Annotated in this window: 22 protein-coding genes; 8 read left to right on the forward strand and 14 right to left on the reverse strand. The window is 28.1% G+C overall.

From position 1 onward, the window contains the following. Positions 1–35: 35 nt before the first annotated feature. Genes ABLL_RS00415 through ABLL_RS00425 form a run of 3 tightly spaced genes read left to right on the forward strand, consistent with a single transcriptional unit; the run spans position 36 to position 1,324 of the window. Positions 36–446 (forward strand): putative phage abortive infection protein, encoded by a 411-nt coding sequence (locus tag ABLL_RS00415; protein ID WP_014472798.1) that lies wholly within the window; start codon positions 36–38, stop codon positions 444–446. 58 nt (positions 447–504) lie between these two features. After that, positions 505–933 (forward strand): thioesterase family protein, encoded by a 429-nt coding sequence (locus ABLL_RS00420; protein WP_014472799.1) that lies wholly within the window; start codon positions 505–507, stop codon positions 931–933. Position 934: 1 nt separating this feature from the next. Beyond that, positions 935–1,324 carry a VOC family protein gene (locus ABLL_RS00425; protein WP_014472800.1) on the forward strand — a complete coding sequence of 130 codons (390 nt, stop codon included), beginning with the start codon at positions 935–937 and terminating at the stop codon, positions 1,322–1,324. Positions 1,325–1,333: 9 nt separating this feature from the next. Here the strand turns inward: ABLL_RS00425 and ABLL_RS00430 are convergent, their stop codons facing one another. Further along, positions 1,334–2,062 (reverse strand): dienelactone hydrolase family protein, encoded by a 729-nt coding sequence (locus ABLL_RS00430; protein ID WP_014472801.1) that lies wholly within the window; start codon positions 2,060–2,062, stop codon positions 1,334–1,336. A gap of 9 nt (positions 2,063–2,071) precedes the next feature. Further along, positions 2,072–2,566 carry a hypothetical protein gene (locus tag ABLL_RS00435; protein ID WP_014472802.1) on the reverse strand — a complete coding sequence of 165 codons (495 nt, stop codon included), beginning with the start codon at positions 2,564–2,566 and terminating at the stop codon, positions 2,072–2,074. Between the two features lie 88 nt (positions 2,567–2,654). On the opposite strand from ABLL_RS00435, the gene ABLL_RS00440 reads away from it, so the two are divergent. Then, positions 2,655–3,125, forward strand: a complete 471-nt coding sequence (locus ABLL_RS00440) for a CYTH domain-containing protein (protein ID WP_014472803.1) — start codon at positions 2,655–2,657, stop codon at positions 3,123–3,125. Between the two features lie 22 nt (positions 3,126–3,147). Here ABLL_RS00440 and hcp read toward each other — a convergent pair whose 3' ends face one another. Then, positions 3,148–4,473 (reverse strand): hydroxylamine reductase, encoded by a 1,326-nt coding sequence (hcp, locus tag ABLL_RS00445; protein WP_014472804.1) that lies wholly within the window; start codon positions 4,471–4,473, stop codon positions 3,148–3,150. Positions 4,474–4,614: 141 nt separating this feature from the next. On the opposite strand from hcp, the gene ABLL_RS00450 reads away from it, so the two are divergent. Then, positions 4,615–4,872, forward strand: a complete 258-nt coding sequence (locus tag ABLL_RS00450; RefSeq protein ID WP_014472805.1) for a hypothetical protein — start codon at positions 4,615–4,617, stop codon at positions 4,870–4,872. Here ABLL_RS00450 and ABLL_RS00455 read toward each other — a convergent pair. Beyond that, positions 4,869–5,090: a hypothetical protein gene (locus tag ABLL_RS00455; RefSeq protein WP_014472806.1), complete on the reverse strand. Its 222-nt coding sequence runs from the start codon at positions 5,088–5,090 to the stop codon at positions 4,869–4,871. The two genes, ABLL_RS00450 and ABLL_RS00455, sit on opposite strands and share 4 nt — an antisense overlap. A 269-nt stretch (positions 5,091–5,359) precedes the next feature. On the opposite strand from ABLL_RS00455, the gene ABLL_RS00460 reads away from it, so the two are divergent. Then, positions 5,360–6,352, forward strand: a complete 993-nt coding sequence (locus ABLL_RS00460) for an OmpA family protein (RefSeq protein WP_014472807.1) — start codon at positions 5,360–5,362, stop codon at positions 6,350–6,352. Positions 6,353–6,356: 4 nt separating this feature from the next. Then, on the forward strand, positions 6,357–6,842 hold the full coding sequence (locus ABLL_RS00465) for a hypothetical protein (RefSeq protein WP_014472808.1): 486 nt from the start codon (positions 6,357–6,359) through the stop codon (positions 6,840–6,842). A gap of 7 nt (positions 6,843–6,849) precedes the next feature. Here ABLL_RS00465 and ABLL_RS00470 read toward each other — a convergent pair whose 3' ends face one another. Next, positions 6,850–7,836 (reverse strand): YhdH/YhfP family quinone oxidoreductase, encoded by a 987-nt coding sequence (locus ABLL_RS00470; RefSeq protein ID WP_014472809.1) that lies wholly within the window; start codon positions 7,834–7,836, stop codon positions 6,850–6,852. 114 nt (positions 7,837–7,950) lie between these two features. On the opposite strand from ABLL_RS00470, the gene ABLL_RS00475 reads away from it, so the two are divergent. After that, on the forward strand, positions 7,951–8,295 hold the full coding sequence (locus ABLL_RS00475) for a helix-turn-helix domain-containing protein (RefSeq protein WP_014472810.1): 345 nt from the start codon (positions 7,951–7,953) through the stop codon (positions 8,293–8,295). On the opposite strand, the gene ABLL_RS00480 is transcribed toward ABLL_RS00475, so the two are convergent. From ABLL_RS00480 to ABLL_RS00520, 9 genes are all read right to left on the reverse strand, one after another. After that, positions 8,292–8,978, reverse strand: coding sequence for an ABC transporter permease (locus ABLL_RS00480; RefSeq protein ID WP_014472811.1), 687 nt, complete (start codon positions 8,976–8,978; stop codon positions 8,292–8,294). The genes ABLL_RS00475 and ABLL_RS00480 overlap by 4 nt on opposite strands. A gap of 26 nt (positions 8,979–9,004) precedes the next feature. Continuing rightward, positions 9,005–9,709 (reverse strand): energy transducer TonB, encoded by a 705-nt coding sequence (locus ABLL_RS00485; RefSeq protein ID WP_014472812.1) that lies wholly within the window; start codon positions 9,707–9,709, stop codon positions 9,005–9,007. A 4-nt stretch (positions 9,710–9,713) separates the two neighbouring features. Continuing rightward, entirely contained in the window at positions 9,714–10,610 is an 897-nt protein-coding gene (locus tag ABLL_RS00490) for an NAD(P)H-dependent glycerol-3-phosphate dehydrogenase (RefSeq protein WP_014472813.1), read from the reverse strand. Further along, positions 10,610–12,034: an Asp-tRNA(Asn)/Glu-tRNA(Gln) amidotransferase subunit GatB gene (gene gatB, locus ABLL_RS00495; RefSeq protein ID WP_041654972.1), complete on the reverse strand. Its 1,425-nt coding sequence runs from the start codon at positions 12,032–12,034 to the stop codon at positions 10,610–10,612. Before gatB ends, ABLL_RS00490 begins: the two co-directional genes overlap by 1 nt. A gap of 20 nt (positions 12,035–12,054) precedes the next feature. Then, complete coding sequence (locus ABLL_RS00500) at positions 12,055–12,879, reverse strand: peptidylprolyl isomerase (RefSeq protein WP_014472815.1); 825 nt, start codon at positions 12,877–12,879, stop codon at positions 12,055–12,057. A gap of 72 nt (positions 12,880–12,951) precedes the next feature. After that, positions 12,952–15,792 carry an FAD-binding and (Fe-S)-binding domain-containing protein gene (locus ABLL_RS00505; RefSeq protein ID WP_014472816.1) on the reverse strand — a complete coding sequence of 947 codons (2,841 nt, stop codon included), beginning with the start codon at positions 15,790–15,792 and terminating at the stop codon, positions 12,952–12,954. A gap of 210 nt (positions 15,793–16,002) precedes the next feature. Continuing rightward, entirely contained in the window at positions 16,003–17,358 is a 1,356-nt protein-coding gene (locus tag ABLL_RS00510; RefSeq protein WP_014472817.1) for a TRAP transporter large permease subunit, read from the reverse strand. After that, complete coding sequence (locus ABLL_RS00515) at positions 17,355–17,963, reverse strand: TRAP transporter small permease subunit (protein WP_014472818.1); 609 nt, start codon at positions 17,961–17,963, stop codon at positions 17,355–17,357. The genes ABLL_RS00510 and ABLL_RS00515 overlap by 4 nt, the downstream gene beginning before the upstream one ends. Before the next feature lie 117 nt (positions 17,964–18,080). After that, a complete protein-coding gene (locus ABLL_RS00520; RefSeq protein WP_014472819.1) occupies positions 18,081–19,145 on the reverse strand; it encodes a TRAP transporter substrate-binding protein in 1,065 nt (354 codons plus the stop codon). Positions 19,146–19,176: the final 31 nt, after the last annotated feature.

The raw sequence follows: 19,176 nt of genomic DNA on the forward strand, positions 1-19,176 counted from the left end.
TAGAGTTATTATCAAATACTAAAGGAAGTATTTCTTTGGGTGATGATTCAGGTTATGTAGCTTTTACTAAATTATTTAAAGTTTTAAAAAGATATCCAAATTATGATGATTTTAATAAAAATTATGAATTTATTACAGGAGTCTATTTTGGTCAAATATATCAAATCTTAAAATTTATAGATAAAAGTAATCTTCAAAATAAACAAAGATATATAAATATTTTCAGAGCACAATTTACAAAAGATGAATTAGAATTTTTGTTTTATCATTGTTTAGGAAATATTGGAAAAAGAAGATTTAAAAAACTAGTTGAATATTATGAGTTTTTTGAACATATTATATTAAATGAATATATTGAAAAACAATTATTAGAATATGATAAAAAAGCTTTTGGAAAAAATGAGAAGATTTTGAAAAGATATGAAGAATTAAAAGAAACTAAATAGTAATTAACTTTTCTCTAAACTCATTTTGTTAAACTATTTTTTTTGATTGGAGAAAATAATGTTAACACAAAATATAATGCCAAGATTTAGCGAAACAGACGCTTTAGGGCATATAAATAATAATACTTACGGAGTTTGGTTTGAAGCGGCACGAGAGCCAATATACAAACTATTTTTACCAAACTTAGATGTAAAAAAATGGAACTTAGTGATGGCTCACAGTTCAAATGACTTTTTAAAAGAGGTTTTTTGGGGTGATGAAGTGGTTGTAAAAACTGCAGTTTCAAAGATAGGAAATTCATCTTTTGAATTAAAACATGCAGTTTATCAAAAGGGAGTTTTATGTACTTCTTCAAAATCAGTTTTGATTCATTATGATTTTACTACAAAAATGGCTATAAAAATTCCTGATGAAATAAAAGCAAGATTAGAAAAACATATCTTTATAGATACTTGGGAATCAACTTTAGATATACTTGAAAGTTAAGATGATAAAAATAAATAGATTAGACCACTTAGTTTTAACTGTAAAAAATATAGATAAAACAGTAGAGTTTTATACAAATGTTTTAGGTATGGAAAAAGAGATTTTCAAAGGTACAAGAGTTGCTTTAAAATTTGGCAATCAGAAAATTAATCTACATCTATTAGGAAGCGAATTTGAGCCAAAAGCATTTAATGTTAAAGCTGGTAGTGCTGATTTGTGTTTCATAATAGAAACACCTTTACGTGAAGCAAAAAATCATATAGAGAATTTAGGTATAGAAATTGAAGAAGGAATTGTAAGTAGAACAGGAGCTAATGGCGAAATAGAATCTATTTATGTAAGAGATCCAGATAAGAATCTAATAGAATTATCAAACTATAAAAGCAAGTAAAACTTGCTTTTATTTTAAAGTTTCTTCTAAAACTTCTGTAAATCTTTTCCAAGATTTTTTATCTGCATCTTCCCTATAACTTTTTGCTCCAAATACTGTAAAAGCATGAGGTGCTCCACTATAAGTTATCATTTCATGGTTAAGTCCAGTTTTTTCTAGTTCTACTGCTAAATCAGCAAATTCACTAAAAGGCACAACTGTATCTGCACTTCCATGGAAAACTACAATTTTTCCTTTTGTATTTTTATAGTCTTCTCCTGCTGGTGTCGCTAAATTTCCATGAAAAGGAACAAATGCTTTTAAATCAGCTCCACTTCTTGCCATTTCTAAAATAGAACTTCCACCAAAACAATAACCCATTCCTAATGAATTAGTTGTATTTAGACCTAGTTTTTTCGCCTCTTCAAATCCAGCATTTAGTCTTTTTCTCATCTCTTCTCTATTATCATATAAAGATTTTGTCATAGCTTTTTTATCTGCTAGTTCAGTTGGACGAATACCTTTTCCATATAAATCAACTGCAAAAACTGAATAACCTAAATCTTTTAACATAGAGGCTCTTTTTATTTCATAATCAGTAATTCCATCCCAATCATGAACCATATAAACTAATGGTGCATTTTTTGATGCACTTACATAGTAGCCTTCATAATCTTTTCCATCAATTTTATAAGTAATATTTCCATCTGCAAAAGCAAGTGAAACTAAAGTAACCATAGATAAAACAAATTTTTTCATATATTTTCCTTATTTTAATTCTAATTCTTCTTTGTGGAAGAAGCTATTAATTCCATTGAATCCTTCTAAAAAGTATAAGTAGTGATTTACTTGATAGATTTCTTCTTCACTAACTTTTCCTTCAAGGCTTGGCATAGTTTTAAAGTGTCTTATTACACCTTCTAAGCAGATAGTTTTTGCTCTATCTGGATTAAATAGATAATCTTTCATAAACTCTTCTGTTTGATGAAGTTGGAACTCTATATCATCTCTATGACCGATTTGTTGTTTTAATCTAAAAGAGATTTCATTTCCAGTTGGAGCTTTTAGATTTAATAGTTTATTATTTTCTTCTATAAAATTTTTCATTAAAAGTGGAATATCCATATATTTTTCATGGCATTCCATACATTTTTTTTCAAAAACTTTTTCACCTTTTTCGTAAAGAAGTTTATCAAATTCTTCAGGAACATCTGAAGCAAAAATAGCACTTAAAAACACCAATAAACTTACTATTGTTTTCATTATAACTCCTTTTTTTAATTCTATCACAAAAAAATAGTTTCAAATAAATTTTTTCGATAAAATTACAAAAACAAAAAAGAGGATATATATGGCCTTAGAAATAGAAAGAAAATACCTTGTAGATTTGGAAAAACTTGGAACTTTAGAAAATGGAAATAGAATAAAACAAGGTTATTTATCAACAAATAAAGATGCAGTTGTTCGAGTGCGAGTAAAAAATGATAAAGCATATTTAACTATAAAAGGTTCAAATATTGGAGCAACTAGATTGGAGTTTGAATATGAAATACCAGTAGATGAAGCAAATGAGATGCTTGATAAACTTTGTCAAAAGCCAGTTATTGATAAAACAAGATATTTGATAGATTATGAAAATCATACTTTTGAACTTGATATTTTTTATGGCGACAATGATGGTTTAGTTGTTGCAGAAGTTGAACTTTTAGATGAAAATGAAACTATAAAACTTCCTTCTTGGATAAAAGAAGAAGTTACATCAGATGAAAGATATTACAACTCAAATTTGATGAAAAATCCATATAAAAACTGGAATAAATAAAGGGGAAAAAGTCCCTTTATTTTTATGCAATAAGAAGTTTTTTCAAATCATCTTTCGCATTTGTTGTAAGTGTAAGGTTGAAATTTTCAGCTAAGAAGTTGAAAATATCTTCATTTACAAATTGTGGAGGTTTTGGTCCAAGATAGATATTTTTCACTCCAAGTGAGAATAAAGCTAAAAGAATAATCACAGCTTTTTGTTCCATCCATGATAATACAATTGATACTGGTAAATCATTGATTGGAGTTTTAAGTGCATCACTTAAAGCTTTAGCAATTTCTACTGCTCCATAAGAGTCATTACATTGTCCTAAGTCTAAATATCTTGGAATTTCTGTTCCTTCAATTTCTCCAAAATCAATATCGTTAAATCTAAATTTCCCACAAGATGAAGTCAAAATCACAGTATCTTTTGGTAAGTTTTGAGTTAATTCTCTATAATATTCTCCTGGTTTCCCTGGTGCATCACAACCTGCAACTACGAAGAATTGTTTGATTTTTCTCTCTTCTATTGCTTTTAAAATTTGAGGAGCTAGTGTTAGAACTGTTTTATAGTTGTGACCAGTTACAAGTGTTGTATTTTCATTTAAATCAATTCCATTCGCGTCAGGACAAGCTAAAGTTCTTTCGATTAATGCAGTAAAATCATAATTTTCAATAGGAGTTGAACCTTCAATTCCAACAATTTTATGTGTAAATACTCTATCAATATAAGAACAATTCTTTTTAGGAGGAACAATACAATTTGTATTTACTACAAATGTTCCTGTAAATTTCTCCATTAGTTTTGCTTGGTCAAACCATGCTTTTCCTACATTTCCTTTTAGGTGTTTGAATTTTCTTAGTTCTGGGTAACCGTGAGCTGGTAACATTTCAGAGTGTGTATATACATTTATACCTTTATCTTTAGTTGCAATTAATAGTTTTTCAAAAAACTCTAAATCATGTCCAGAAACTAAAATAGCTTTTCCTTCAACTTTATTTTGAGGAACTCTAACTGGTGTTGGAATACCAAATCTATTTGTATGTGCTTCACCTAATAAATTCATAACTTTAACTCCAGCACTTCCAACTTTCATTAGTTGATTTATATGGTCATTAAAATTGAAATTTACATTTGTAAGAGTAAAGTATAAAGTTTCACTCATAACATCATCTATCTCTTTTGTAAGTTCTGGTTTAAAAGTGTTTAGATGTTCTCTATATGCACTAAGACCTTTTAAACCAAAAATCATAATATCTTGAAGCCTTGAAAGATTTTCATCTTTTCCACACGTTCCAACTGTTGCTCCTGTACTTCCACAACCACCTTTTTGACTCATTTCACATTGATAACAAAACATACTCATATTTATAATCCTTAAAAATTTTTCAGAAATTATAGGTGTTTAGATTTTGTCAATCATTGATTGTAATCAATAGTATATAAATTATATAGATACAAGTATTAAAACTATACAATACGCGCTTTCATTACAAAAAGGATAATTATGTCAAAAGATAGAATCAAAGATTTTTTAGATAAACAATTAGAAAATTTAGATAATTTTAATTACAAAATTGATGAAGATGAAAATCATGTTTATGCAATTTTTTCAGAAATTTTAGGAAAATATACAAATAAAGAATTAACTTTTAAATTATTAGATGATGTTTTATATTTACATTCTATAACTTATGGTTGGAAGCCAGTAGAAAAAGGTGTAGCAAATAAATATTTTTGGTTAGAAATCCTAAATAAAGCCTAATAAGGCTTCATTTTAGGTGGAAAAGTATTTATATACTCTTCAATTGAAATTGCAACTGCTTCTACAACTGTTCGTGCACCTGTTACCACATCACCAGAAGCGAAAACTCCACGTCTAGTTGTAACTCCATTTTCATCGCTTTGTAATAAACTATTTTCTCCAAGACTTAATCCTGTATTATTTTTACGATTAAATCCTTGCTGTTTGACTAATTGCAATTAAAATTGAATCAGCTTTTTCAAATCCAAATCCGTACATTTTATCTGGATTTGTATGTTTAAATCTTATATCTCTTCTGTAAATTCTATATTTAATTTATTTTACTAAGTAAAACTTCTACATATTTCTTTTTCTTTTGTGTATAATGTAAAACCAATTTAACTTATAGTTAGTATACTAAAGATATAATAAAGCAAATTATATTATAAAAAGGGTTTGGATGTCTCTTCTGCGAAAAATATTTTTTTTACTTGTGTGTTTTCTTCTTTTGAATGTTTTCTCAATTTATGGTTTTGATTACAATGATTATTTTAGTAAAAAAACAAATTCAACTTCTATAAAAGAGGATACTTTTACAGATGATTTAATATCTTTTAAAGATAAAATCTTCAATTTATTCGGTGAAAAAGAAGAGGATAAACCAGCTAATTTTGTACTTGAAAAAAAATCTGGTGTTATTGAAATGAGTGGTTTGTTTGCAAATCAAGAAGATGCATCAATAGTAGCTGATTTTTTAAATGTAAATAGAGAAGGTGATTATAAATTTGAAGATAATAGAGTTTTAGATGAAAATGTATTAGAAAGTGTTTCACCATTAATAATACCATTTAAAGATTTTTTCTCGGATAATTCAAAAATTACTGTAGTTGATAATGAAATTACTTTATCTGGTGAGTTGAAAGATTCAAATTATAAAGACTTATTAGAAACTCTTATTTCAAGATTAAATATAGATTTAAAAACAGATATTAGACTTCCAAATGTAATTGTTCAAAATAATACACCTAAAAAAGAAGAAATAATTTCAGAAAATACTACAAATACTGTACAAAATGAAACAAATAATGAAATTAAAGTACAAAATGAACAGACTTCTAATCAAGTTTCAACAAAAGAAGATGTACAATTATTAATAAATAATCTTTTACAAACTAGAAAGATTACTTTTGAAAGAAGAAGTACAACTTTAACAGAAGATTCTAAATTGGTAATTCAAGATATCTCAAAAATATTAATTGATAACCCAACTTTAAAAGTTGAAGTAGCAGGTCATACGGATTCAAGAGGGAAAGATGAACTTAATAAACAAATTTCTCAAGATAGAGCAAATAGTGTAAAAGAATTTCTTGTTTCTTTAGGTGTTTCAAAAGATAAAATTACTGCTATTGGATATGGTGAAGAATTTCCTATTGCAAAAGATGATGAAAATGGTTTGTCAGAGATAAATAGAAGAGTTGAATTTAATATTTTAGGAGATTAATATAATGTTAGAGATTGCTCCACTTATAGTGACAAACTTAGTTATAGCTTTAATTATAGGTTTTTTTATAGGATATATTGTTGCAAAAGCGTCTAATCCAAATATAAAACCTATTAAAAGTGATAGTTCGTCAGAAACAAAAGATGAAGTTGGAACAAGAACCTCAATTAATCCTATTTTTAAGAGAAGTTCTCCTTTAGATTATAAACCTTTAGTTTTAAGTTCTCCAAAACCAACAGGTAAAGATAATCTAAAAAAAATAAAAGGTATTGACTCAAAAGTTGAAAATGATTTAAATAATTTAGGAATTTATCACTTTGAACAAATTGCAAGATGGTCAAATAAAAATGCAGAATGGATTGAGAATTTTCTACTTCTTCCTGGTTATGCAAAAAATCTTCAATGGATTGACCAAGCAAAAATTTTACAATTAGGGAAAGAGACTATATATAGTCAAAAAGTTGAAACAGGCGAAATAAAAGTAGATTAAAATTAATCTACTCTTTTATTTTTACTACATATCTTCCTACTGCTTTTCCTGACAATAAATGTTCATAAGCCTCTTTTATTTCGTTTAATGTTATTTCATTTGTTATATTACTTAAAGTATTTATTTTCCATCTACTTGCAAGTTTTTCCCAAGCAGCTTGTTTTTTCTCTAATTTACATTCAACTGAATCAATACCAATTAATCTAACACCTCTTAAAATAAATGGAAATACATTTGTATTTAGCTCATGAGAAGATGTTAATCCACAACAAGTTGCTACTCCATCATATTTTATTTGTTTTAATGCTTGTGCTAAAATTTCACCACCAACAGTATCAATTACACCTGCATATTTTTCGCTTAATAATGGTTTATTAGATGAATCAAGAAATTCTTCTCTTGATATAACTTCATTTGCTCCAATTCTTTTTAAGTATTCAGCTTTCTCTTTTTTCCCAGAAAGTGCTGTTACGTTATAACCTAATTTACTTAATATTGAAACTGTAATTGAACCAACTCCACCTGTTGCACCAGTTACTAAAATATCTCCAGATTCAGCTTTTACACCATTTGAAATAAGTTCATTAATACTTAATGCTGCTGTTAATCCAGCTGTTCCAAAAGTCATTATCTCTTTATCAGTGATTGAATCAGGAATTCTAGCAACCCAAGAAGCTGGAACTTTTACATATTCAGCATGTCCACCATCTGTATTCATCCCCATATCATAACCAGTTACTAAAACTCTTTCACCAACTTTAAATATTGTAGATGTTGATTCATATACAGTTCCTGCAACATCAATTCCTGTTATGTGAGGAAACTTTCTTGTAACTCCTGGATTTCCAACTGAACTTAATGCATCTTTATAATTTAGTGAAGAGTAACTTACTTTTATAACAATTTCATTTTCTTTACATTTAGGTATAGGTAACTCTTTTATTTCTGTTGTAAATTCTTTATCTGTGATTTTTTCAACTACAAAAGCTTTCATTAATTTTCTCCTTAATTTATTTACTTCAACTGTAACTTTAGCTAAAATATAACAAAAGAACAAGAACTGACTTTAAAGTAAGGTACTATCTAAAAAGATACTTTTGGAGAAAAGATGAATAAAAAAATTGAAAATGAAAATTTTGATAAAGATTTTAAATGTCCCGTAGAAACAGCTATTGACGTATTAGCAGGAAAGTGGAAGATATTAATTATTTGGTATTTAAGGGATGAAAAAAAACGATTTAGTGAACTTCAAAAATTATTACCAAATGCAACTCAAAAGATGTTAATACAAAAATTAAGAGAGTTAGAAATGGATGGTTTAGTTCATAGAGAAGTTTATCCGGTTGTTCCTCCCAAAGTTGAATACTCTTTAACTGAATATGGAAAAACATTAAAACCAATTATAAAACAGCTTTACCTTTGGGGCGATACTCATAAAAAATTAAATAGTTAATTCTTTTTAAGTGCAAAATATATCATCATTGATAAACCTGCACTTGAAAGTATTGTACTCATTATCATTATTTGATATCTAACAGCAATTAATGGATCTATACCTGATAAAATTTGTCCTGTCATCATTCCTGGAAGTGTAACTAATCCAACTGCTAAAAAAGAGTTTATTTGAGGAATCATCGCTGATTTAAAAGCTATTGCTTTTGACTTCTCAAATGAATCATTTCTTATTAGTTCTTTTTCAAATCTTTCTATGCACAGTGACAAAACATTCATAGAATTTGCAAATATCATCCCTGCAATTGGAATAACATATCTTGGTTCATAAAATGTATCAAAATCTAGAATAAAATAAATCATTAGAATAAGATGAAAAATTCCTGATAGTAATATAGAAAGAAAGATATTTATAAAATGAGTTGATGTTTTATTTGACGTATTTCTAATACTAATAAATGTTGAAATCAATATCATAAATAGAAGTATTAAACTTCCTATAAAAATATTTTTTTCTTCAAAAATATAAATAAGCAGATAACCAACACCTAAAAGTTGAATAACCATTCTAAATGTTGCATAAATTATTTCTGTTTTGTTGTTTGTTAATCTAACATAGTAAATATATACTAAACTCAAAGGTATTAGTGCATATAAAAGATTTAAAAGTGATATTGTTTTCATAAATTAAATCTTATCATTTTTTAGAGTTAATTTAATACAAACTCTAAAGGCAAATTGTATTCAATAAACTCTTTTTTTATTCTATTATCATAGGGCAAATATTTTTTTGTATCATATAAAGCATTTAAAGCTGCATTATCAAGTCTTTCTTTATTACTTGATATCAAAATACTAATATCATCAAATAATCCGTTTTTGAGCACTCTAAAACGTACTATTACTTTACCTTGTTCTTTTAACTTTTTTGAAATAGTTGGATAGTTTTTATTTTTATTTATTTCATCTCTGAGTTTTTTACCATAATCATCAATTAATGCTTCAATCTCTTTATTTACATTTTCGTTAATTTCATCTATTGTTGAATCTTTTTTAGTGATGTTTTCTTGTGTTATATTTTTTTCTTCAGTTTTTGTTGTAACTGTTTCTTCTTTTATTGTTTCTTGTTTTTCAATAACCTTTTGTTTTTCAATATTTTTAACATTTTCACTTTTTTTCAATGGTTCTTTTTGAGGAATTTTTGGTATCTCTTTTTTAACTATTGTTTGTTCTTGTTGGGGTTGTTGTTTTTCTTGTTCTTTTTCAACTTTTGATATTTTAGTTAGTTGAATTTGTACACTAGAATTTTCTTTTGTATATGGTTTTAGAATTTGAGAATTTTTGTAAAAATATAGGAGTAAAAGGTGGATAGCTAATACAAAAGAAAAAGATATTAGAATTATTATTCTATTCATAACTCTAATTTTTCAATAAATCTTTTAGACTATCTTTTGGATTTTTACCATCTAATATTAGTTTTACTTCGTTTGCAATTGGAGTATAAATAGAGTATTTTTTTGATAAATTATGAATTGCATCAGCTGTTTTAACACCTTCTGCAACTTCTCCTAACTCTTTTAATATATCTTCTAATTTTTTATTTTGAGATAATCCAAGTCCAACTCTAAAGTTCCTACTCATAGTAGAATTTGCAGTAAGAAATAAATCTCCCGCTCCACTTAATCCTAAAAATGAAGATTTTTTTGCACCAAAATATTTTCCAAATCTTTGCATCTCTACAAGTCCTCTAGCAATTAGTGAAGCTTGTGCATTTTTGCCTAGTTGTAAACCTTCACAAATTCCACTAGCTATTGCTAAAACATTTTTGTAAGCTCCTGCTATTTCTGCTCCAATTACATCTGCACTAAAATAAGTTTTTATAAAATTTGGGAAAAATGGTTGAAAGGATTTATAAAGTTTTTTTGATTTTGAGTTTATTACTAAAGCACAAGGTAAACCTTTTATAACTTCTGCTGCAAATGAAGGACCTGAAATAAATCCAATGTTTTTATCAGGAACAAAATTTGAATAAATTTCATTTAAAAATTCGCCAGTTTTTGCTTCTATTCCTTTTGAAGCTACTAAAATTTTTTGTCCTTTAAAAACAAAATTCTCTTTTAACCAACCTCTAATCTCTTGAGCAGGAATGGCGATTACTAAATATTCGCAATCCATTGCAGTTTCTAAATCAACAAAATTTTCTATTTCTCTTTTACTTCTTGAAGATATTAGGCATTTTTGTTTTTGGCTTAGTGCAAAATGAAGAGCTTGTCCCCACTTACCTGCACCAATTACTGCAATAGACCCTTGATTCATTAAGCTAATCTTTCTTTTAATAAATCATTGATTTTATTTGGATTAGCACTTCCTTTACTAGCTTTCATAGCTTGTCCAACGAAGAATCCAAACATTTTTTCTTTACCAGCTTTATATTCAGCTACTTTATCTTGATTTGCATTTAAAATCTCATCAATAATAGCTAATAAAGCTCCATCATCACTTACTTGTTTTAGTCCTAGTTTTTCAATAACTGAGTCAACATCACTATCATTTTCCATTAAATAATCAAGAACTTCTTTAGCTGCTTTTCCAGAAATTGTATTGTCTTCAATTCTTTTTACAAGTGTTGCCAAAGTTTTTGATGTTATTGAAGATTCTTCAATTGTAACACCCTCTTTTAATCTTCCTTGTAATTCAACAGTTAACCAAGTAGTCGCATTTTTAGCACTAATTCCTTCTTTCATCATTTCATCAAAGAAGTTAGCCATTTCAAGTGAAGCTGTGATAACTGAAGCATCATACTCTTTTAGTCCATACTCTTTTACAAATCTTTCCTTTTTCTCATCTGGAAGCTCAGGAATATTTGAGTATTCACTTATCATTTCATCTGTAATAATTAAAGGTAAAAGGTCTGGATCTGGAAAATATCTATAATCAGCAGCATCTTCTTTTCCTCTCATACTTCTAGTTTCACCAGTGCTTGGGTCAAAAAGTCTTGTTTCTTGAACGATTTCAGTTGAATGAACTCCATCTTCCCAAGCTTCAATATGTCTATTTACTTCATAATGAATTGCTTTTTCAATGAATCTAAAAGAGTTCATATTTTTGATTTCACATCTAGTATATAGGTTTGTATCACCTTTTGGTCTAATTGAAACATTAACATCACATCTAAAACTTCCTTCTTGCATATTAGCATCAGAAATTCCAAGATATCTAACAATTGAGTGAAGTTTTTTAAGATATAAGATTGCTTCTTCTGCACTTCTCATATCAGGTTCACTTACGATTTCAAGTAGAGGTGTTCCAGCTCTATTTAAATCTACATGAGAAACAGTTCCTGCATGGATATTTTTACCTGCATCATTTTCTAAGTGAGCTCTTGTTACACCAATTGTTTTTTGTCTTCCATCTGGAAAATCAATAGTTAATTCACCAAGTCCAACAACTGGAACTTCAAATTGAGAAATTTGATAACCACTTGGTAAATCTGGATAGAAGTAGTTTTTTCTATTAAATACTGATTTTTGATTAATTTTTGATTTAAGTGCAGTACCTAGCATAATAGCTTTATGAACTGCTTCTTTATTTAAAACAGGAAGTGCTCCAGGTAATCCTAAACAAGTAGGACATACATTTGTATTTGGCTCTTCTCCAAAACTTGTTGCACAAGAACAAAATAGTTTACTTTTTGTATTTAATTGTGCATGAACTTCTAGTCCAATTATTACTTCAAACATACTCGACATCTAATTTCCCTTTATCTAACTATTTTTATATCTGCTGTTAATTTTTGTTTTTCAAAATAATCTTTAAGATATTTTTTTTCTCTTGTACTCATAATATCATTGAAAATTCTAGCTTTTACACTTTCAAATGAAAGAGCTGTTGAGCCATTTTTTCTTGTAATAAATAGTGAAATAAACTGTTTATTTGCTGTAAATATTGGAGTGAAAGAGTTTATTTTTGTTTCATTTAATAAATATTGCATTTGAGCTTGTAAACTTTGAGTCTCTAAAGTCAAAGGTGCTTTTTGAACTTCTGAAGAGATGATTAAAGGATTTTTTAAAGTTTCTAATAATGCATTTTTATTTTTTGAAGCATATTGAATTACATCAAAACTTTTTGCAGTCATAAATTGATTTTGATTTTTTTCATAATATAATTGCATATCTTCTTCAGTTGCAATTGCCAATTGACCTTTTACAATTTTTTGAACAAGTTTTTGTCTAATTACCGCATTTTTGGCTTCATTTTCAAAAACAGAATAATCAGGATATTTTTGTTTTACAATTGATTTAAATGAATAAACATCCATCCCATTTGCATTTGCAAGTTTTTCAATATAATCATTTACATCAAAAACATCAGCAGTTATATTGTTTTCTTGAACTACTTGATCATATAAAATTTTGTCAATCAAGTAACTAACAGCCTCATTTTTACTAACTTTGTTAACAGCCATTGTTCTATCAATGTCATAAAGAGTGATTGGCTCGTCATTTACAGTCAATGCAATACCATTTACCATTGCTGCATAAGTAATACTTGAACCAATAATTAGAGATAAAAAAAGTTTGTACATTATAATTCCTTCTTTCGTAAAGCAGATATTTTACCAAAAAAATGGTAAATATCTGTTTTTATGGAAAAAAGATTATAAATTTTTTGCTTTTGTTACTTTATTTATTAGATAAAAAATAGAGTTATAATCAAGCCCAGATTTTTCGCTCAATCCTATTTCACAAGTTTTACTTGTAGAAAATGCCATTTTAGCACCATTTGTTTGCTTTTTTAAATATCTTAGTGCAGAATCATTTAATTCAGGGAAATTAAAGCCTCTATCTCCTGCAAATCCACAACATTTTACATCTGCTGGAATTATTACATTGTTTGAGCATAAAAGTGCTAATTTTTTAAATTTATCTTCAAGTCCCATTTTTCTTGAACTACAAGTTGTGTGAATAGTTATTGGTTCATCTATTGGAGTAAATTCTAAATCTTTTGTTAAAAAAGTTAATGCAAACTCTATTGGTTCATAAATAGATAATTTATGTGAAAAACTCTCCATCATTTTTTTAGTACATGGACTTGTATCACATAAAATTGGATACTCTCCAAATTCACTTGCATTTAAAAGTGCTTCTTCTAATTCACTTGATTTTGTATGGGCTGCTTCATTAAATCCTTTTGAACTAAATGGCATTCCACAACATAAATTTGGTAAATTCTCGGGAAAAATGATTTGATAATTAGCTTTTTGTAATAGTTCAACTGTAACATCAAATAGTTCTTTTTCTTCTTTTGAAGCATCATTTAATCCCATTGTTCTACTAATACAAGATGGAAAATATACTACTTTTTTATCTTTTACTTGTTGCTCAAAGTTTAAGTTTATATTTGTACCTTTTGGCATTGTTATAGACCATTTTGGTAAAGAATTTCTACTTAAATCTCTCATAGTTTTAGTGAATGTTTCCATACTTGGTGTTCCTAAAACTTTATGCATAAAGTTTGCACTATGAAGACCAAATCTTATACCTTTTAATGTACCACTAAAATTATTTGCTACAAAATTTGCAATTGATTTTGCCCCAGGAGTTAGTTGTTCAGCTCTTAAATGTTTAGTTAAACTTCCTGTATCAATTTTAACAGGACATGCAGTTGAACATAAACTACAAGTTGCACATGTTTCTATTCCATCATATTGATAAAGTTTTTTATACTCTTTGGCTTCTTTATGATTTCCAATACTTTCAAGTCTTGATATTTCTCTATTTATTACAATTCTTTGTCTTGGAGTTAATGTTAATTCATTTGATGGACAAGTTGGTTCACAGAAACCACACTCAATACATTTATCAACAATTTCATTTGTAGCTGGAAGTGTTTTTAGATTTTTTAAGTGAGCTTCTTTATCATCATTTATTATAACACCTGGATTTAATAAACCTTTTGGGTCAAATAGAGATTTAATTTTTTTCATCATGATATATGCATCATGTCCCCACTCTACTTCAATAAATGCAGCCATGTTTCGCCCAGTTCCATGTTCTGCTTTTAAGCTTCCTTGGTATTTAACTGCCACTGAATTAACAACTTCATTCATCAAATCATCATATCTTTTTACTTCTTTAGCATCAGAGAAATCTTGTGTAAATACAAAGTGGAAATTCCCTTCTAGTGCATGCCCAAAAATTAAAGCTTCACTATAACCATATTTTTGGAATAATTCTTGAAGTTCAAGTGTAGCTTGAGCTAACACTTCAATAGGATAAGCAACATCTTCAATAATAACTGTTGTTCCTGTTACTCTTACAGCTCCAACAGCTGGGAATAATCCTTTTCTAATTTTCCAATATAGTGTGTATTCTTGTTCATCTTTTGTAAAATAAATTTCTCTTTTTACACTAAATTCTTTTAATAAATCTTCTATTTGTGCTATTTGGATATTTAGTTTTTCATCACTAATTGCTCTTGTTTCAATTAAAAGTGCTGTTACTTCATCATCAAAATCTTTTATAAATTTTGGCATTGCTGGGTCTTGTTCAATACTTCTTAAAGCTGCTCTATCCATAAGTTCAACAGCATCAACTATAATTTGTTTAGAATCCCTTGCAAGTTTTAGTTTTGTAACCGCATGACAGGCTTCATTCATATCTTTAAAATAAATCAAGGCACTTGCTTTATCTTTTAAATCTTCAACTGTGTAATAAGTTACTTCTTCAATAAATGCTAAAGTTCCTTCACTTCCTATTATTAAATGTTGAAGTATTTCAAACTCATCATCAAAGTCAATTAATGCATTTAAAGAGTAACCACATGTATTTTTGATTTTAAATTTTTTCTCAATTTTTGCTCTTAATTCTTCATTTGATTTTGTATCATCTGAAAAGCTTTTTAAATCTTTTAAGAAATCTGCATGAGTTTTTCTAAATTCATTTTTACTCTCTTCACAAGCTGTATCAAGTTTAGTTCCATCTGCAAAGATTAATTTCATTGATTTTAAAGTTTTATAAGAATTTTGAGAAATTCCACAACACATTCCTGATGCATTATTTGCAGCAATTCCACCAATCATAGCAGCATTTATACTTGCTGGATCTGGTCCAATTTTTTTAGAATATCTTGCTAACAATCCATTTACTTGAGCACCTGTAAGTGCTGGTTCAAGTGAGATAAAACTTGCATCACTTGCTATTTTAAAGTTTGAAAAATTTCTAGAAGTTATAACTAAAATAGAATCACTAATTGCTTGACCTGAAAGTGAAGTTCCACCTGCTCTGAATGTAATGCTTAAATTCATAGAATTAGATAATTCAATAATATCTTGAACCTCTTTTGCGTTATCAGTTTTGATTACAATCTTTGGAATCAATCTATAAAAAGAGGCATCCGTTCCATATGCTAAAGTGTGTAGTTTATCTGTGAAGATTTTATCTTTTGAGATTTTCAATGAAATCTCATCAAAAAATTTTTGGTATTTGCTATCTAACATTTTTTTCCTTTTTCTAATTGTTGTTTTGTTTTGAAAAAAAGATTTAATTATTCAAGCCTTGGTACAGTATAAATTCTTTGTTGAGGGTCATTTATAAAAGAGAACATTTTATCTTTTGTTTTAAAGATTAGATTTAAAATAAGTATAAAAAAATTTTTAGTTTTCATATCTCTTCTTGATTAAAGGTAAGAGGAAAAACCTCTTACAATATTACTGTGTTATTCCAAAAAATTCTGGGAAAAATACAAGGGTTAGTAAAACAGCCACTTGTATAAAAATAAATGGTAACACACCTTTATAAATATCTATTGTTCTTACACTTGGTGGAACTACTCCTTTTAGATAGAAAAGGGAGAATCCAAATGGCGGTGTTAAAAATGATGTTTGTAAATTCATCGCAATTAAAATCGCAAACCAAACAGGACTTATTCCTAAAGCATCAGCTATTGGTACTAAAATTGGAACAATAATATATGAAATTTCAACAAAATCAATAAAGAATCCTAAAATAAAAATAGCTAACATAGTAAATAAAATAAAGGCAATTTTTTCATCACCTGGAAGATTTGTCATAAAATGTTCAACAATCTCATCTCCACCAGTATAAGTAAATACCATTGAGAAAGCTGTTGCACCAATTAAGATACCAAATACCATTGAAGTTACTTTTACTGATTCAAAAGCTGCTTCTTTTACCATATTAATTGAAAAACTTTTATATAAAACTGCAAGTAAAATAGCTCCAATACATCCAACAGCTGAAGATTCAGTTGGTGTTGCAACTCCTGCAAAAATAGAACCTAAAACTAAAATAATTAAAGTTAAAGAAGGAATAATTGCAATTAAAGCACTTATTACTTGTTTTGATTTAGAACCTCTTGATGGATCTTTTGGAATTGATGGTGCCATATCTTTTTTAAAGTATGAAACAATCAAAATAAATAAAATATAAGCTCCTACTAAAAAAAGTCCAGGCCAAACAGCAGCAGCAAATAAATCACCAACTGGAACTTGGAAAACATCTCCTAATATGATTAAAACAATTGAAGGTGGAATAATCTGTCCTAAAGTTCCAGAAGCACAGATAGTTCCAGTTGCAAGTGGTAAATTATATTTGTATTTCATCATAACTGGAAGTGAAATAACTCCCATAGCTACAACTGATGCTCCAACAACTCCTGTAGAAGCAGCAAGTAAAGTTCCTACAAGTACAGTCGAAATAGCAACTCCACCTCTTACTTCACCAAATAAAAAACCCATAGATTCTAAAAGTTTTTCAGCAAGTCCAGTTTTTTGTAAAATAATCCCCATAAAAATAAACATAGGAACAGCCATTAAAATAGTATTTTGCATAATTGACATAATTCTATATGGCATAAAATCAAACAGCCCAAGACCTTCATCAAGTCCATCAACTAAGCCTTGCCATACTCCATCATCAAAACCAACCTCAACAATTCCTGCAATTACACCAAATAGTAAAGAGACAGCTGCAAAAGTAAATGCTACAGGAAAACCATATAGTAACATTGCTAATGAAGCAAAAAACATAATTATACCAATCATTTGTTTTCCTCTTTTCCATCAATATCAACTACATGATGTGTATGTTTATTTAATTCATTTTTTAAATTTTCTATTTCACCTTTTAGATTATATCCATCCATATCATGCAAACCTATGTAAACATTTAGATTTTTTATAAAAAATCCAATTGATGTAATAATCAATAAGAAAAATGATAAGGGAATTAATGATTTTACAATCCATCTAAAAGGAAGACCACCTGGATCTCCACTTTGTTCGTGTGATGTGAAAGATTCAATAACAAATGGAATAGATTCAACTGCAATTAGTAAAGCAACAGGAATTATAAATAAAACAACTCCAACCATATTAATTTTTGCTTTCTTTTTATTTGTCAATCTATCATAGATTAAATCAACTCTTACATGCCCATCTTCTTTTAATGTATAAGATATTCCTAATAAAATAATAACTGAGAATAGATGCCATTCCATCTCTTGCATAGCGATACTTCCTGTATGAAAAAAGTATCTCATAACTACGTCATAAGTTACATTTAAAATCATAAGTACCATTATAAAAGCAGTAAAATAGCCTATAATATCAGCAAATTTATCAAAACCTCGTTCTAGTTTTAACAACATAAAAATCCTTTTGAAATTATAAATAAGTCAAATAAATATAAATAGTTTATATATTTATCAAATTTATTATATCTATTTTAAGTTAAGTAACTAACCCTTTTTAAGGGTTAGTGTTTTTTATAAATTGTCTTTTAGGTATAAATAGTCTGACATTTCTGTCCATTTTCTAGATTTTTTTTGGTAAGCTTCTTGAGATTCTAAAGTCTCTTTTAATAATGGTGATTGAGCTTTTAATTCTGTTAATAACTCATCATTAGCTTTTTTCATAGCATCCATAACTGGTTTTGGGAAAGTTTTAACTTTTATATTTGGATACTCTTTTAACATTGTATCCCAAGCTTCACTACTCATATGATAGTTTTGAATATACATATCATAAGCACTTACTCTCATAGCCGTTAATAAAATTTGTTGTAAATCTTTTGGTAATTTTGCATAAGATTTTTCATTTATCAAAAATTGTAATTCAGTAGCTGGTTCATGCCAACCTGTATAATAATATGGTGCAATTTTGTGGAATCCCATATTTATATCCATACCTGGGCCAACCCATTCTAATGCATCAATAGTTCCTCGTTCTAGTGAAGTATAAAGTTCACCTGGAGCAATGTTTGTAACTGTTAGTCCTAGTTTTGCCATAACTTCTCCAGCAAATCCTGGAATTCTCATTTTTAGACCTTTTAAGTCATCAAGTGAGTTAATTTCTTTTCTAAACCAACCACCCATTTGGTTACCAGTATTTCCACCTGGAAAAGATAAAACACCATGTTTTTTATAGGCTTTCTGCATTAACTCCATACCACCACCATAGTAAAACCAAGCGTATTGTTCAGGTGCAGTCATACCAAAAGGCATAGTTGTAAAAGGTAATAATTCAACATCTTTACCTTTCCAATAGTATGATGCTGAGTGTCCCATATCATATTGACCACCTTTTACCATATCTAAAATACCAAGTGGTGATTTGTGTTTATTAGCTGCATCAATTCTTATTTTAAATCTTCCATCTGACATCTCTTCTACAAGTTTTGCCATATTTACTGGTGCATCAATAAATGGATTAAGAGTTGAACCCCAAGTTGTTGCTAGTGTCCATTTTACTTTTTCTGCTGCATTTGCAACTGTAGCTAACCCTGCAATAAGTGCAGATGTAACAAGTAGTTTTGTAGTTTTTTTTAACATTTCATTTCTCCTTAGATTTGTTATTTTTTAA

This window comes from Arcobacter sp. L, from assembly GCF_000284235.1.
GTDB lineage: Bacteria > Campylobacterota > Campylobacteria > Campylobacterales > Arcobacteraceae > Aliarcobacter > Aliarcobacter defluvii.